This is a genomic window from Mesorhizobium sp. M0047 (assembly GCF_040323315.1).
Classification (GTDB): domain Bacteria; phylum Pseudomonadota; class Alphaproteobacteria; order Rhizobiales; family Rhizobiaceae; genus Mesorhizobium.
In genome coordinates this window covers 16,363-32,272 of sequence record NZ_JAMYUW010000008.1, presented here as the reverse complement: position 1 = coordinate 32,272, position 15,910 = coordinate 16,363, and the positions used below count along the sequence as shown (strand labels likewise).

Sequence of the window (15,910 nt, the reverse complement as noted above, 5' to 3'; positions counted from 1 at the left end):
CCTTCTCTTGCTGCAGTGACCTTATGTCCTTTCGCGAACGCCTCCAGTCCTGGCGCTACAATCTCGTGCCCGACCATGTCGTCGGCGAGATCCTGACCAAACGCTGGACCGACAACGCCATTCCGTTCCTGGCGCTGGTGGCGACGCTGGCAACCTTCGGCTCGATCATTCCCGGCTTCTTCAAGCTGACGGCGCTGCAGGAATCGACCCGCCAACTCGGCGAGTTCTCGATGGTGGTGACCGGCATGACGGTGGTGATGCTGGGCGGCGGCATCGACCTGTCGGTCGGCTCGATCTTCGCGCTGTCCTGCTTCTCAGCCGTCTATGTCTTCTTCATCCTCGAACAGTCGATCTGGCTGGCGCTGGCCGCGTCGGTCGCCACCGGACTCGTCTTCGGCGCCATCAACGGCTATCTCGTCGGGTACCTCAGGCTGCGCGCCTTTCTCACCACGCTGGTCACCTTCATCTTCGGCCGGGCGCTGTTCGACATCCTGGTCACCACCTATGCCGCCGATGTGCAGCTCTCGACCGCCACTTCGGATGTGCTCGACTTCATCGGCGACAGTACCTTCTGGGGCCTCTCCGTCTCGGTCTGGCTGGCGATCATCCTGGCGATCGTCACCCATATCGCGCTGACGCGCTCGCGGCCTGGCTGGCACGTGCTGGCTGTCGGCGGCTCCAGGCGCTCGGCGCACAATGCCGGCATTCGCGTGCGCCGCACGGTGTTCATGACCTATGTCTTCTCCGGCTTCTGTGCCTCCATCGGCGGCTTCCTCATCGCTTGCCGCTTAAGCGGGGCGGGGCCGGGCACCGGCCTCAACCTTGAGATCATGGCGCTGACGGCGGCGGTGGTCGGCGGCGTCAGCCTTGGCGGCGGGCGCGGCTCGGTGATCAAGGGGCTGATGGGCGCGATCATCGTCTTGACCATGACCAACGGACTGATCCGCCTGGGCTATGGCACCGGCACCAACCAGATGGTGCTGGGCATCATGCTGGCGGTGGCGGTGACCATCGACATCCGCTGGCTGAAGAACCGCCACAAGGTGCTGAACGAAGTCTATGTCGCGCCGGTCTATCTCAAGATGGGCGAAACACAGTCGGCCGCGCCCGGCTCCGGCACGTCATACGAACTCGACAACCGGCTATCAGCCGCCGACCATATCGGGCTTGGCGAGCTGGAAGGGCCGGAAGACGTCATCCTCGACCGCGACGACAACCTCTATTGCGGTACGCGCCACGGCGAAATCGTCCGCTTCTTCGCGCCGGACTATGTCAAATCGGAAGTATTCGCTCACATTGGCGGATTCCCGCTCGGCCTCGCTTTCGACAAATCGGGCAATCTGATCAGCTGCGTCGGCGCCATGGGGCTCTATTCGGTCTCGCCCGATCGGGAGGTCAAACGCCTGTCAGCCGAGACGTCGCGCTCCTGGACTTCGATCGTCGACGATGCGCGGTTGCGCGATCCCAACGACTGCGACATCGCGCCGGACGGGCGGATCTATTTCACCGATTCGACCAAGCGCTACGATGCCCATGATTGGGCGCTGGACTCGATCGAGAACCGCGCCACCGGGCGTCTGCTGGTCTACGACCCGAAGGACGGATCGACCGGGACGCTGCTCGACGGCTACCGCTACACCAATGGTGTGTGCATGGCGCATGATGGCAAGTCGCTGTTCTTCGCCGAAAGCTGGGCCTGCCGGGTGCATCGCTACTGGCTGGAAGGGCCGAGGGCCGGCACAGCCGAATGCGTCATCCGCGACATGCCGGGTTATCCCGACAACATCAACCGCGCCTCCGACGGCAATTACTGGATGGCGTGGCTCGGCATGCGCACACCGAGCTTCGACCTGTCGCTGCGCCACCCCGATATGCGCAAGCGCATGACGCGCCGCTTGCCGCAGGATGAGTGGCTGTTCCCCAACATCAACACCGGCGGCGTGGTGAAATTCAATGAGAAGGGCGGCATCGTCGAGGCGATGGGCGACCTCTCAGGCGGCGCGCACCCGATGGTCACCTCGATGCGCGAGCACAAGGGATATCTGTTCGTCGGCGGCATCCTCAACAACCGCGTCGGCCGCTACAAGATCGCTGGCGCCGACCCGAACTGGACCAGCCCCGCTTCTTATTGGGGGGCAAGGCCATGATCCTTGATCCGGTGCTCGACCTGTTTCGCGGCAAGGCGGTGACCATTCCGCCGCTTGACGGTGCTTTTCGGCCCAATACGCGGCTGGACGATGCGCTGGCTTTTGCCGAACTGACGGAGCCGGACAATCTGCTGGTTTCTGGTGAGAGGCTGCTGGCCTCCAGCGGCAACGCTGTCTATTCGCTTGCTGCCCGAACCGAGCCCAAGGTGATCGAAACCTTCCCGTCTGCCGTCACGGCGCTGGCGCTCTCGCCATCCGGCGAACTGACCCTGGGGCTGGAAAGTGGCAAGCTGCTGATATCAGGCAAGGAGGTTCCGCTGCCGGCTGATCTCAGCTGCATCACCGCACTTGCCTATGCGGATGACGGCACGCTGTGGCTGGCCAATGGCTCGGCCGAGCATGCGCCCTCGCAATGGGCCGCCGACCTGATGAGGAAGGGCGCGTCCGGTTCGCTTTGGAAGCGGGATGCAGCAGGTGGCGGCTTCCGCAAAGTGGCCGGCGACATCGCCTTCCCCTATGGGCTCTATCCCGTCGGCAGGGATGTTCTGGTCAGTGAAAGCTGGCGCCATCAGCTTGTCCGCTTCGAGGGCGCGACGGGCAATCGTTCGACGGTGTTGACTCATCTGCCAGGCTATCCCTCCCGGCTGTCGCCATCCGCCGATGGCGGCGCCTGGCTGGCTCTGTTTGCGCCGCGCAACCGGTTGATCGAATTCGTGTTGCAGGAAACGCACTACCGGCAGGACATGCTCGACCAGGTGCCGCCGGCCTACTGGATCGCGCCGGCGCTGGCCTCCAGCCGCAGCTTCCTTGAACCTCTGCAATGCGGCGGCATCCGCACCATGGGCATCCACAAGCCGTGGTCGCCGAGCCGTTCCTACGGGCTGGTGGTCAGGCTCGACCAGCAGATGCAACCGCAATTCAGCCTGCACAGCCGCGCCAACGGCACGCGCCATGGCATCTGCAGCCTGGCGGAGAAGGACGGCAGCCTGTTCATCGCCTCCAGGGGCGGTGACTGTGTACTGGCGGTCGACCTCGCGTCGGGAGGCTTCTGATGGAACCGATCGTTCGGCTGGAGAACGTCACCAAGACCTATCGCGGTGTGCCGGCGGTGAAGAATGTCAGCTTCGAACTGCGCAAGGGCGAGATCCACGCGCTGCTCGGCGAGAACGGCGCGGGGAAATCGACGCTGACCAAGATCATCGCCGGCGTCGTTGACGCCACGTCCGGCAAGATGTTCCACAAGGGCCAGGAGATCGCCTACGCTTCGCCGCATGCGGCGCTTGAAGCCGGCATCGCCATGGTGTTCCAGGAAACCAGCCTGGTGCCGTCGATGACGGTGGCGCAGAACCTTTATCTCGGCACCGAAAAGTTCCTCAACCGGCTGCGCGGCACCTACATCTCCGCGCAGCAGTTCCTGCAATCGCTGAATTTTCCAGTCGACCCCAACGCCATGGTGGCGACGCTGGGTGCGGCCAAGCGGCAGATGGTCGAGATAGCACGGGCGGTGCACCACAATGCCGAGATCATCATCTTCGACGAGCCGACGGCGACGCTGACGCCGGAAGAGAAGCGACACTTCTTCGCGCTGATCCGCAGGCTGAAAGCGAGCGGCGTGTCGATCGTTTTCATCAGCCACGCTCTGGAAGAGGCGCTGCTGATTGCCGACCGCATCACCATCCTGCGCGATGGCGAACTGGTGATCACCGACGACACATCGGCCTTCGACCGCGACAGGATCGTCGCCGCCATGGTCGGGCGCACGCTGTCGGGGCAGATCTACCGCCAGCGCGACGAGTCCAAGCTGCGCAAGGCTGGCAAGAAGGTGCTGTCGGTGCAGGACATCTCGATGAGCAATGTCGTGCGCAACACGTCCTTCTCGATCTTCGAAGGCCAGATCACCGGCGTGTTCGGGCTGATCGGCTCCGGCCGCACCGAGACCTTCAAGATCGTCTCCGGCATCTACAAGCGCGATTTCCTGCGCGGCGGCGCCATCGAGCTGGACGACAGGCCCGTGCGCTATCTCGTGCCCAGCGAAGCGGTGGCCGAAGGCATCGTCTACGTCACCGAAGATCGCAAGAGCGAAGGCATCTTCGAGACGATGGACATTGCCGAGAACCTGTTCGGCGGGCTTTTGGCGGCAGGCCGCGAAAAGGCCTGGGTAATCAACGCGCAGGAGATGCGCGCGCTGTCGGCCGAATGGACGAGGACGCTGAATATCAAGGCGATCAACGACAATGCGCGTGTGGTCGAGCTTTCCGGCGGCAACCAGCAGAAGGTGGTGATCGGCAAGGGGCTGGTGCAGCAGCCGCGCATCGTCATCTTCGACGAGCCGACACGCGGCGTCGATGTCGGCGCAATCGCCGAGATCCACCAGATCATCAACCGGCTGGCCGACGAGGGCCTCGCCGTCGTCGTCATCTCGTCCTATCTGCCGGAGATCATGAACCTGTCCGACCGGATTCTTGTCTGCCGCCAGGGCCGCATCGTCGAGGAGTTTTCGCCGGCGGAGGCCACCGAGGAGAAGATCATGTACGCGGCGGTGCATTAGATTCAGGTGAGGCCGGCCTGCAAACGGTGGCTTCCTGCGCTTCCGGTGCTCACGTACGAAAAGTACGCTCCGCTCCGGTTCTCGGAACCCGCCGTTTTCGACTCGGCCTGACCTGAATCTCTACGCCGCCGCCGGAGAAGTGAATCAGGCGAATGGATTGGCTGCGGTTGCTCAAGGCCTGATTCAACTCACGACGATCAAAATGAAGGGAAAAATGCCATGGCCACCACAAGACTTCTCAGCGATGCCGAGGTGGAGAAAGTCCCGGCGGTGAAGGCCGTGTTCGACGATATCCGCGCGACGCGCAAATCCGATTTCGTCAACAATTTCTGGCGTGGGCTGGCCAACGATCCGCCGGCGTTGAAGCGGATCTGGGAACAGCTGAAGGTGGTGATGGTCGCCGACAGCGCCATCGATCCGCTGACCAAGGAAATGATCTACATCGCGGTGTCGACCGCCAATGGCTGCTCCTACTGCGTCCACTCGCACACGGCGGCAGCGCGGGCCAAGGGCATGACCGATGCGCAGCATGGCGAACTGGTGTCGATCATCGGGCTCGCAGGCCAGACCAACCATCTGGTGATCGCGATGCAGATCCCGGTCGATGCGCAATTCGAGGTGAGGTGAAGGGTGCCTATATCGGCCGGTAAACCTTCTCCGCCGTGTTCCAGAAAATATCCGCCTCCGCCGCCGCGCCATGATTGGCGATCGCATTGCGGTGCGCCTTGATCAGTTCGGCGTGGCTGGTCCATAGCTTCTCGATCGGGAAGTTCGAGCCGAACATCAGATGGTCAGCGCCCAGGATCTCGATCGCGTGGTCGACGATGTAGGCGATCAGCGCCGGGTCGTTGCGGTGGACGAAGGTGCCGAGGCCGGAGAGCTTGGCGTAGAGATTGGGTGCGGCCGACAGCGTGCGCAGGCCGGTCTTCCAGGCTTCGATGGCTTCCGGCTCCATGCCGGTTAGCATGCCGGCATGGGTGAGGATGAAATTCGTTTCGGGGTTTTCGCCGACCAGCGTCAGGCCGTCCTTCATCTGAGCAGGGAAGAGCTGAAGGTCGAAGGACAAGCCATAATCCTTCAGCCGCGCTACATTCGCCCGCACCTTGCGGTCGATGACCTGGTCCGCCGAAGCCGCAAAACGGAAGGCCGGCGTCTCGTGCCAGTGTAGTTGCATGCGCACGCCGCGCAGCAGCGGATATTTTTTCAAGCGATCGATCTGGGGCCTGATGTCGTCGGCGGTCATGTCGGCGTAGCCGACGATGGCATGCGGCCAGTCGGTCTCGTCAGCGGTCTTCTGCAGGAAGGCGACTTCATTCTCGAAATCCTTCCTGGCCCAGTTGGTCTGGACATAGACCGCCTTTTCGACGCCGGACCCCTTCTGATCGGCCAGAAACTCCTCGATCGGATAGTCGCGGCGGATTGGCTCGTAGGGGCCGAAGATGCGCGGCAGCATCGGTCCGACCAGCCAGGGCTGGTCCTTTTGGCGCCAGATGTGAAAATGTGCGTCGATTACCTTCTGCATCACGAAACCCTCTTCCAGATTGTCGTCGCCGCCGGGGCAGGGCGGGCGAGCGACAGGATGAAATCGGTTAGACCCTTGAGCGACGAGCCGTCGACGAGATCGTCGATCACCGGCAGGATGGCGCGAAGTGCCGCCGTTGCCGGCCTGAAGCGCGGGTCGCCGGCCAAAGGCGTTGCCAGCGACAGCCGGAACGCGCGGGCGCTCAGCCGGCGCATCGCCATTTCCAGCTCGCCATGGTCGCCGCGTTCCAGCGCGTCGGACAGGATGACGACCGCGGCACCGCGCGCGAAAGCGGAAAAGCGCGGCACTGAGAGGAAGGCGAGCAGTGTCGGTCCCATGCGGGTGCCGCCGTCCCAGTCGTCAACCTGGGCGGCCGCGCGGGCCAATGCCTGGTCGCGGTCGCGGATACGCAGTGCTGAGGTGATACGGGTCAGCCGCGTGCCGAAGGTGAAGATTTCGGCGCGATCGGCGCCTTGCACCGCGACATGCGCCAGTTTGAGATAATCCGCTGTATGCAGCTTCATCGAGCCGGACACGTCGATCAGCAGCAGCAGCTTTCGGGGGACGGTCTGGCGGCGGCGCAGCAGCGGTGAGGGCACGTCGCCATCGGCACTGACGATTTCCCTGAGCGATCTGCGCAGATCGAGCTTGCCGCGCGAGTGCGTGCGCATGGTGCGGAACGAGCGGCGGGCGGGCAGGGCGGACGCCAGCTTGCGGCGGAACGCGGCAAGGCCGTCATCGTCGCGCTGGAAGTCGCGGCGGCTCAGTTGCTCCAGGGCCGAGGACAGCTCGCCGCCTTCTTGCTGCCGGTCGGCTTCGATCTGTTGTTCGTCGGCGCCGCCATCATCCTTGATGCAGGTTTCCTCGTCGGCGTCGCCTTCGACCATCGCCGATGTATTGCCGTAGAAATGGCTCTGGAAATGCGCCTCGAATTCGTCGCGGCGGTCGGGCGGCGGCGCTAGCGTCGCGAGCGCCGCCTCGCGGATATCGGCCATCGAGCGCGGCCCGAGCAATGTCACCGCTTGCATGAAGCTGGAGACCTGATCCGGCGCTATGGCAAAGCCGTAGCGGCGCAGAAGGCGGGCAAAGCCGAGCAAGTGCGCGGCGGCGCGGGGCAAGCTTTTCCCCCGCATCATTGCGTGGCGCCCCCCTCTGGCCTGCCGGCCATCTCCCCCTCAAGGGGGGAGATTGGCAGCTTTGACGCGTCGCCTGGTACTGCGACGTGGGGGATTGGCGAAAGCCGAGATGACAGCTGATCTCCCCCCTTGAGGGGGAGATGGCCGGCAGGACAGAGGGGGGCGCTGTCCCGCCAGCGTTCCGGAAGGAACGGGGCGAAGGGGTCGTTGACGTCGCGCATCACGCCAGCGCCTCCTCGACAATGCGGCCAAGCTCGGGCGCGATGTAGGAGAGATCCTCCTCGTCCTTGATCAGCACGCCGATGGCGCGGCGGAAGGCTTCCGGCCATGGGCTGCCGCCTTTTTCCAGGATGGTGGCGGCGTTGGCCCATTCGACCGCTTCGGCGATGCCTGGCGGCTTGGCGAGCGGGCGGGCGCGGATGGTCTGCACGGCTGCGGCCACCGCGCGCGCCGTTGCCTCGGCCACATCGCCGGCGCGCAGCATGATGATGGCGGCCTCGCGCTCGGCATTGGGATAGCCGATCCAGTGATAGACGCAGCGCCGGCGCAGCGCCTCGGCGAGTTCACGGGTGCGGTTCGAGGTCAGGATGACGATCGGCTGCGCGGTGGCGCGGATGGTGCCGCGCTCGGGAATGCTGATTTGGAAATCGGAGAGGAATTCCAAAAGCAGTGCTTCAAATTCGTGGTCGGAACGGTCGATCTCATCGACCAGCAGTATGCGCTGCTCCGGCGCCTTCAGCACCTGCAGCAGCGGCCGCGCGATCAGGAAACGGTCGTCATAGATATCGATCTCATGCTCGCCGGCATGGCGGATGGCGAGCAGCTGGCGTTGATAATTCCATTCATAGAGCGCATGCGCGGCGTCGATGCCTTCATAGCATTGCAGCCGCACCAGATCGCGGCCGAGCAGCGCGGCGATCGCCTTGGCCGCTTCCGTTTTGCCGACGCCGGGCGCGCCTTCGAGCAGCAGCGGCTTGCCCAGCCGGATCGCCAGGAAGATGGCTGTGGAAAGGCTCTCATCCGCCAGATAGCGTGAGGCGGCCAGATGCTGTGCCACCGCCTCCGGCGAGGTCGCGACAGTCTCGGCGCTTGTCCCGTTCATTGCGGCCCTCAGTTCGCCGCTTGCGCCTTCAGCGCGCGCAGAATGCGCTCCGGCGTGATCGGCAGCGTGTCGATGCGCACGCCGACGGCGTCGAAGACGGCATTGGCAACCGCCGGGATCTGCGGGTTGGCGCACATTTCGCCCGGCCCCTTGGCACCGTATGGCCCGTCTGCCGAGGGTCGCTCCAGCACGATGATCTCGGTCTCGGCAAGGTCGCCGGGGCCGGGCATCAGATACTGGTTGAAGTCGGTGCCGCCATGGTCGCGGTTGGGATAGTAGGGTTCGGTGGTTTCGTAGAGCGCGTGACTGATGCCCATCCACGAGCCGCCGACCAATTGCTGCTCGACCATTTTCGGGTTTAGCGCGCGGCCGATCTCGAAGACGTTCTTGACCGTCAGCACGGTCACCTCGCCGGTCTCGTCATCGACCTCGACCTCGGCCACGGTGCAGGCATGCGCGTAGCAGGTCGACGGCTTCATCGCGCCGGTCTCTTTCTCCGGATAGGAGCGCGGGATGAGGAACATGCCGCGGCCGGAGATCGAGCGGCCGCGCTTGAAATGCGCCGACAGCGCGACGTCGAAGATCGAGATCGATTTCTGCGGAGCGCCCTTGACCAGGATGTTGCCCTGGCCGTCGGTCTCGAGGTCGGAGGCATTCACCTCCAGCTCCTCGGCCGCCACCTCCAGCATCACCTGGCGCGCCTCCCTAGCCGCCTGGATGACGGCATTGCCGGCGCGATGCGTGCCGCGCGAGGCGAAGGTGCCCATGCAGTGCGGGCCGGTGTCGGTGTCGGCGGTGTCGACGACGACGCGGTCGGTCGGCACGCCGATCGTTTCGGCGCAGATCTGCGCCATGATCTGCTTCATGCCCTGGCCGAGATCGACCGAGGACAGGGTCACCATGAAATTGCCGGTCGGCGTCGAATGCACCAGCGCCTGCGTCGGGTCGCCGCCGAGGTTCATGCCGGTCGGATAATTGATCGCGGCGACGCCGCGTCCGCGCCTGATCGCCATCTCAAGCTCCCTTCACATAGGAGGACATGGCCATGAATTTCTCCGCCACCGGCCAGTTGGCGGCGCGCGAGGCTTCCTGCATGCACTCGATCAGCGCCGCGCCCTCGGTCGGCTGGCGGTGCGCCTTCATGTCGCCGTCGCGATAGGCGTTGATGAAGCGGAATTCGAGCGGGTCCATGCCGATCAGCCGCGCCAGCTTGTCCATCTGCACCTCTAGCGCGAAGTCGCCAATGGTGACGCCGAAGCCGCGCATGGCGGAGGAGGGCGTGCGGTTGGTGTAGACGCAGTAGGTGTCGATCCAGACATTGGGGATGGTGTAGGGACCGGGATAGTGCCCCGCACCCTTCTGCGCGCCATAGGGCGAGTGGCGCGAATATGCGCCGGCGTCAGTGTAGCCGGTGACCTTGCGGGCAACGATACGGCCGTCCTTCATGACGCCGTCCTTGATGACGATTTTTTCGGCGGCGCGAGGTGACGATATCTGCATCTCCTCTTCGCGGCTGTAGATAAAACAGACTGGTCGTCCTGTTAGCTTGGCGCCGAGGATGGCGATCGGCTCGACGATGACGTCGACTTTGCCGCCAAAGCCGCCGCCGACGGTGCCGCCGACGAAATGCAATTTGCTGCCCGGCATCTGCAGGATGATCGATGTGTTGTCGAGGGTGAAGAACATCGCCTGCGTGTTGGTGTAGCAGGTGAAGCGGTCATTGCCCTCGGGTACCACAAGGCAGCCCGTCGTTTCGGTGGGCGCGTGCTCGATCGGCGAGGACTGGTAGCTCTGCTCCAGCACGTGGTCGGCGCCGGCGAAGCCCGCCTCGACGTCGCCGAAGCGGACCTTGCGACACTCGCCGCTGTCATAGAGGTAGTAATTCTGGCCGTGGTACTCATTGACCAGCGGGGCGCCGGGCTTCAGCGCTTCCTCCATGTCGAAGACAGCCGGCAACACCTCATAGTCGACCTTGACCTTGGCAGCGGCCTCTTGTGCGGCGCGCTCGGTCTCTGCCAGCACGGCGACCACGGCCTCGCCCTTCCAGCGCACCTTGCCGTCGGCCAGAACGGTTTCATCCTCCGGCCCGATCTGGATCAGGATGAGAATGGTGTAGACATTGTGCGGCACATCCTTGGCGGTCAGCACTTTGACGACGCCCGGATGCTTCTCGGCTTCCGACGTGTCGATCGAGCGGATGCGGGCATGGTGGTGGGGGCTGCGCACCATCTTCAGGTGCAGCATGCCGGGGAAATTGCGGTCGGCGAAAAAGGCGGTCTTGCCGGTGACATGGCCCGGCGAATCCGAACGCGGCCTCGGCTGTCCGATCTCGTGCAGATCGTCCTTGCGGACATCGGCGAAGTAGTTCTTGCGTAGTTCCATTCTTTTGTTCCCTCAGAGCATGATGCCGAAAAGTGTGAAGCGGTTTTCGGACGACATCATGCTCTATCTCTTTGATTTAGAGGCGGATTCAGATTTCAGGCCGAATCGACCTGAAATCATCCGGCTCTAGGCCGTGTTCTGAGAGTTGGACCGCGCGGCGGTCAGCACCGCCTGGATGATCGGCTCGTAGCCGGTGCAGCGGCAGATGTTGCCCGACAGCGCCTCGACCACCTCGTCGCGGCTGGGGTTCGGGGTGTGGTCGAGCAGCACCTTGGCGGCCATGATCATGCCCGGCGTGCAGAAGCCGCATTGCGTGGCGAAGGCGTCGAGAAAGGCGCGCTGCAGCGGGTGCAGCACGCCAGCTTCCGAAAGCCCCGCCGTCGTGGTGATGGCAACGCCATTGCAGGTCTCGGCCAGCGTCAGGCAGGAGAGCCTGAGTTCGCCGTCGATGATGACCGAGCAGGCGCCGCAGGTGCCTTGATGGCAACCGCCTTTCGGCGAGGTGTCGCCGATCTTGTCGCGCAAGGCGTGCAGCAGCGTCGTGCCGCTGTCGATGAATTCGGCCGTTTCCGCGCCGTTGAGCGTGAACTGAACCGGGACCTTCGCCATGTTTTTCCTCCCAGCGCGCCTGCCCCGCAGGGCAAGCGCGCGCCCCCGACAGGTTATTAGCTGAGCAGCAGCCGGCCGAGATGGACCGGCAGCACTTCGTTGCGATACCAGGTGCTGGCAATCGGATCGGTTGCCGGCGAGGTGCCGTCGTTGACTGCTGCCAAAGTCGGCGCGATGCCGTCCTTGGTCAGGCTTCGGCCGATCAGAGCGTTTTCGGCTGCTTTGGCACGCATTGGCCGGTCGGCCATGCAGCCCAGCGCAATCCTCGCCGAAGACACGGTGCCGTCCGGCGCCTGTTCCAGAACGCTGGCGATGCTGAGCACCGAGACGCCCTTGGGCTTGACCCGCGACACTTTCAGGAAGCGGAAACTGTTGGCTTTCGGCAACGTGAAGCTCACGGAAGTGACGATGGCGCTGCCGCCTTCCCGATTGGCCAGGAAGGTCTCGATCGACGCTTCGCCGTCATCGGTGCCGACAATGGCGTCGAGCGCCAAAAGGGCAACGGCGAAATCGCCATAGGGAGCCGGCGCGAACAGATTGCCGCCGACGGTCGCCATGTTGCGGACCGCCGGGCCACCAACGGCGCGGGCGGCCTTGGCGAGGGCGCCGAGGTCCGGATGGCGGGCGATCGCCGCCATGGTCACCGAAGCGCCGATGCGGACCTTGCCGCCGGCAACCGCGATGGTGGACAGAGACGACTCGGTCGACCTGACAAAGCCGGAGACCGAAACATCGCCCTCGTTAGCCGCGCGGATCACAAGTGTGCCGCCACCGAGATAGCGCGTGCCAGCGGCTTTCAGCGCCGCGTTGGCGTCCTTGACTGTTGCAAAGGTCTGCAGTGCTAGCGCCATGGTTTGGCTCCTGTCAGCTCTGGCCGGCGAAATGGCTCTTCAAGGCATTGAAGCCGCCCTGGAAGACATTCGCCCCCATGCCCTCGGCCAGCTTGTCGGCTTCCTCGGGTGCTGCGTCGAAGCTGGCGGTCCATTCGGCATAGGTGCGGTCGCCATCGGTAACGCGCCGCAATTGCAGCGTCGCCCTGTGGTTGGTCAGAGGCTGCGGCGTCTCGAGGATCGAATAGCTGACGAGGAAATCCTGGTCGGAGAAGTCGAGCAGCTTTTCGCGCAGGCGCGCGCCACTGATGAGGTGAAGATTGCGCACGCAGCCTATCGTCGAAGCGTCCTTGCCGTCCTCGATATGGCTTTCGACCATGCGCGGATGCCAGCTTGGCAATCCGTTGAAATCGCGTATGCGAGCCCAGACTTTTTCGACCGGCGCGTCGATGACGCTGGAGATGGTGACTTTCGCCATATCTAATGTTCCCTTGCAAATGCGATCCGGTGCAAGGGTAGGGCGGCAGGTCTAGCGACGCTTATCAATGCGTCTTGAGTGCGTATCAAGGAGTCTGAAAAAGGGGTGTCGGGGCCGCTGGTTCAGGCGATGGCTCGCGCGGCCTCACGATAGACCGTCGGTGGCACGCCGACATGGTCGCGGAAGAAGCGCGAGAAATTGCCCTGCGTGGTGAAGCCGAGGTTGCACGCGACCGAGATCAGCGGCTCCTGCGACCATTGCAGCTGCCGCACCGCTTCCTCCATGCGCAGAGTGTTCCAGTAGACGTTGGGCGTCAGGTTGGTCTGTTCCTTGAACAAGGCGAAGAAATGCGGCCGCGACAGTCCGACGCTGCGCGCCACTTCATCGAAGCAGATGCGCTCGCAGACATTGGCCTTCATCAACTGGATCGCCTTGCGGACCCGGAAGTCCTGCATGGTGTTGATGCGGACACGCACCTCCTGCGGCGCCGAGGCGTCGGCGGCATCGAGCACTGAGTCGATGAAACGCTCGATCTCGTAATTGGCGATATCGTCGATGCTCTCATTGTCGCTGAGATGGTCGAGCAGATTGGCGGCGGCCTGATGCAGCCAGGGCTCCAGCGTGATCGCGGCTTGCGCAAACAGCGGCGCGGACGCAGGCAGGTCGCGGCGGCGCCGCGCCCAGTCCGGATCGATGTAGAAGGCGAGAAACAGACCGGGCGTCCCGTTTTGCGATAGAACATGGCTGTGCGGCTGGAAGGAGTTGATGCCGGCGGCTGTGTCGGGTCCGAGCCGCACGGTCTCTCGGCCGATGGTCATCTCCCCGGCCGTGCCTTCCAGCCAGATGATCAGATGCGCCTCGACATGGGCATGGGTGACAAAGTCGCTTGCGACATTGAGGACAGAAACATGTCCGAACCGGCCCCAGTAGAGCCTGATCGCTTCCGTCATGGGTATATCCTCCCGCAGACGACTGGCCTCCCTTCGCCTGCATCGGGATAGTGCGGCTGAGTTCGGGGCCGCGTCAAGACGCGGGGCTGCGACGAAGGTGAATGACGGTCGATGCCGGCGGATTTTCAGACTGAGCGATAGGTTTCCCCTTCTCCCACAAGGGAAGAAGGGAAGAACGCCCTCTCAAACCGAAGCCGTCAGCGCAAGCCGCCCACGAGGCTGAACAGGGCGTTTGTCACAGACTGTTTTGTCGTATGACGATGATCTCTGGGCAACCGGTTCCGTTTGTCCGAGAAAACCGGTTTCCACTCTTGGGGATCATGGTCTTAATCGCTGCGGCGGAAATTGCGGATGCGGTCGAACAGCACCGCCAGCAGGATGGCGCCGCCGATGAACACGCCTTGCCAGAAGGCATTGATGCCGAGAAGGCCAAGGCTGTTGCGGATCACTTCGATCAGGGCCGCGCCGACGATGGCGCCGAAGGCGGTGCCGACGCCACCAGCCAGATTGGCGCCGCCGATGACAGTGGCGGCGATCACCTGCAACTCCATGCCGGTGCCGAGATTGGTGGTGACGGCGCCCAGCCAGCCGGTCTGGATGATGCCGGCAATGCCTGCCGACAGCGCCGAGATCATGTAGACGGCAACCTTGATCTTGCGCACCGGCACGCCGGTCAGTGTCGCCGCATGCTCATTGCCGCCAATGGCGAAGATGTGGCGGCCGAACTTGGTCCAGCGCAGGATGAAGCCGGTGATCAGCGCCAGAAGGATCATGTAGAGAACCGGATTGGCGATGCCGAACACCCAGGCGCCGCCGCCCAATGCCAGCAGTTTGGCGTGGTCTGGCCCGAACTGGAAGACGACGGTGTTGTTGGAGGCGACCATCGCCAGGCTGCGGGCGATCGACAGCACACCGAGCGTTACCACGAATGGTGGAAAGCCAAGATAGGCGATCAGGATGCCGTTGAAGGCGCCGATGGCGAGCGCGGTTGCGATAGAGGCCAGAATGCCGACCTCGATCGAGTAGCCGGCATGCATAGTGACGGCCAAAATCATCGACGACAGGCAAAGCACCGAGCCGACCGACAGGTCGATGCCGCCGGTGATGATGACGAAGGTCATGCCGAGCGCGATGATGGCGACGAAGGTGATGTTGCGGGTGATGTTGTAGAGGTTTTTCGACGTGGCGAAGGCGTCGGTGGCAAACGACAGGAACACGCACGCAAGGATGACGGAGATCACCACCCAGAAAGTCTGGCTGGCAAACAACCTTGCCGGCAAGGATTGCTGCTTGTGCTCGATCGGCTGGTCAATTGTCAGTGCCATCATCGACCTTCATTTGCTGTCATAGTGAAAAGCTTGAAATCAAACCTGTTCGATGGCGCCGGTGATCAGCCCGGTGACTTCCTCGGGCGAACTCGACGCAATCGTCTTGTCGGCGACCTTGCGGCCGCGCCGCATGACGATAACGCGGTCGGCGACTGTGAAGACATCGGGCATGCGGTGACTGATCAGCACCACGGCGATGCCCTGGTCGCGCAAATGGCGGATCAGGTTCAGCACCTCGGCGACCTGGCGCACCGAAATTGCGGCCGTCGGTTCGTCCATCAGCACGATCTTGGCCTGCGACAGCATGGTGCGGGCAATCGCCACCGCCTGGCGCTGGCCACCCGACATCTGCTTGACGAGGTCGCGCGGACGGGTCTCGGACTTCAATTCGGCGAAGAGCTGGCCTGCGCGCTTGTACATGGTCGCATAATCGAGGATGCGGAGCGGTCCTAGGCCGCGGCGCAATTCGCGGCCGAGATAGACATTCGCCGCCGCGGTCAGATTGTTGCAGAGTGCCAGATCCTGGTGGACGATCTCGATGCCGTGCTGGCGGGCTTCCGCCGGCTTGTGCAGGATCAACTCCTTGCCGTCCATTCGCATGGTGCCATGGCTCGGGCGGAAATTGCCGGCGATCATCTTGACCAGCGTCGACTTGCCGGCGCCGTTGTCGCCCATCAAGCCGACCACCTGTCCGGGCTCGATCGACAACGAAACGTCGTTGACTGCCTGGATGGCGCCGAAATGCCTTGAGATGTTGGTGAGTTCGAGAACCGCCACCAGCCTTAACCTCCCCGTGCCTTGCCTGCTTTTCCGGTGGACCGGGCGCAGCTTTCGCCACGCTTTTCCAGCTCCTCCCGGAAACAGCGCTGACCTGCATC

The 15,910-nt window shown here is 63.6% G+C and carries 15 protein-coding genes; 4 read left to right on the top strand and 11 right to left on the bottom strand.

Translation table 11 applies throughout. From position 1 onward, the window contains the following. Positions 1 to 23: 23 nt before the first annotated feature. The 4 genes from NKJ89_RS09670 (at position 24) to NKJ89_RS09655 (ending at position 5,322) form a co-directional block, all read left to right on the top strand. Complete coding sequence (locus NKJ89_RS09670; protein ID WP_352601908.1) at positions 24 to 2,147, top strand: ABC transporter permease; 2,124 nt, start codon at positions 24 to 26, stop codon at positions 2,145 to 2,147. Next, the gene (locus tag NKJ89_RS09665; RefSeq protein WP_352601906.1) at positions 2,144 to 3,199 is read left to right on the top strand and encodes a hypothetical protein; all 1,056 of its coding nucleotides are present in this window, start codon (positions 2,144 to 2,146) and stop codon (positions 3,197 to 3,199) included. The genes NKJ89_RS09670 and NKJ89_RS09665 overlap by 4 nt, the downstream gene beginning before the upstream one ends. Continuing rightward, complete coding sequence (locus NKJ89_RS09660; protein ID WP_352601904.1) at positions 3,199 to 4,695, top strand: sugar ABC transporter ATP-binding protein; 1,497 nt, start codon at positions 3,199 to 3,201, stop codon at positions 4,693 to 4,695. The genes NKJ89_RS09665 and NKJ89_RS09660 overlap by 1 nt, the downstream gene beginning before the upstream one ends. A gap of 219 nt (positions 4,696 to 4,914) precedes the next feature. Next, a complete protein-coding gene (locus tag NKJ89_RS09655) occupies positions 4,915 to 5,322 on the top strand; it encodes a carboxymuconolactone decarboxylase family protein (RefSeq protein ID WP_352601902.1) in 408 nt (135 codons plus the stop codon). Positions 5,323 to 5,329: 7 nt separating this feature from the next. On the opposite strand, the gene NKJ89_RS09650 is transcribed toward NKJ89_RS09655, so the two are convergent. From NKJ89_RS09650 to NKJ89_RS09600, 11 genes are all read right to left on the bottom strand, one after another. Beyond that, the gene (locus tag NKJ89_RS09650; protein WP_352601901.1) at positions 5,330 to 6,217 is read right to left on the bottom strand and encodes an amidohydrolase family protein; all 888 of its coding nucleotides are present in this window, start codon (positions 6,215 to 6,217) and stop codon (positions 5,330 to 5,332) included. Then, positions 6,217 to 7,353, bottom strand: a complete 1,137-nt coding sequence (locus NKJ89_RS09645) for a vWA domain-containing protein (protein ID WP_352601899.1) — start codon at positions 7,351 to 7,353, stop codon at positions 6,217 to 6,219. The genes NKJ89_RS09650 and NKJ89_RS09645 overlap by 1 nt, the downstream gene beginning before the upstream one ends. A gap of 220 nt (positions 7,354 to 7,573) precedes the next feature. Further along, a complete protein-coding gene (locus NKJ89_RS09640) occupies positions 7,574 to 8,455 on the bottom strand; it encodes an AAA family ATPase (RefSeq protein WP_023756898.1) in 882 nt (293 codons plus the stop codon). An 8-nt stretch (positions 8,456 to 8,463) separates the two neighbouring features. After that, entirely contained in the window at positions 8,464 to 9,468 is a 1,005-nt protein-coding gene (locus NKJ89_RS09635; protein ID WP_023756899.1) for a xanthine dehydrogenase family protein molybdopterin-binding subunit, read from the bottom strand. A gap of 1 nt (position 9,469) precedes the next feature. Further along, on the bottom strand, positions 9,470 to 10,837 hold the full coding sequence (locus NKJ89_RS09630) for a xanthine dehydrogenase family protein molybdopterin-binding subunit (RefSeq protein WP_352601897.1): 1,368 nt from the start codon (positions 10,835 to 10,837) through the stop codon (positions 9,470 to 9,472). A 126-nt stretch (positions 10,838 to 10,963) separates the two neighbouring features. Further along, the gene (locus NKJ89_RS09625) at positions 10,964 to 11,446 is read right to left on the bottom strand and encodes a (2Fe-2S)-binding protein (protein ID WP_352601895.1); all 483 of its coding nucleotides are present in this window, start codon (positions 11,444 to 11,446) and stop codon (positions 10,964 to 10,966) included. Between the two features lie 56 nt (positions 11,447 to 11,502). Further along, entirely contained in the window at positions 11,503 to 12,297 is a 795-nt protein-coding gene (locus tag NKJ89_RS09620; RefSeq protein WP_352601893.1) for an FAD binding domain-containing protein, read from the bottom strand. A 13-nt stretch (positions 12,298 to 12,310) separates the two neighbouring features. Beyond that, positions 12,311 to 12,754, bottom strand: a complete 444-nt coding sequence (locus NKJ89_RS09615; protein ID WP_352601891.1) for an SRPBCC family protein — start codon at positions 12,752 to 12,754, stop codon at positions 12,311 to 12,313. Positions 12,755 to 12,876: 122 nt separating this feature from the next. Continuing rightward, positions 12,877 to 13,704 carry an AraC family transcriptional regulator gene (locus NKJ89_RS09610; RefSeq protein ID WP_352601889.1) on the bottom strand — a complete coding sequence of 276 codons (828 nt, stop codon included), beginning with the start codon at positions 13,702 to 13,704 and terminating at the stop codon, positions 12,877 to 12,879. 326 nt (positions 13,705 to 14,030) lie between these two features. Next, positions 14,031 to 15,029 carry an ABC transporter permease gene (locus tag NKJ89_RS09605; protein WP_023756906.1) on the bottom strand — a complete coding sequence of 333 codons (999 nt, stop codon included), beginning with the start codon at positions 15,027 to 15,029 and terminating at the stop codon, positions 14,031 to 14,033. Positions 15,030 to 15,068: 39 nt separating this feature from the next. Next, positions 15,069 to 15,809, bottom strand: coding sequence for an ATP-binding cassette domain-containing protein (locus tag NKJ89_RS09600; RefSeq protein WP_352486338.1), 741 nt, complete (start codon positions 15,807 to 15,809; stop codon positions 15,069 to 15,071). Positions 15,810 to 15,910: the final 101 nt, after the last annotated feature.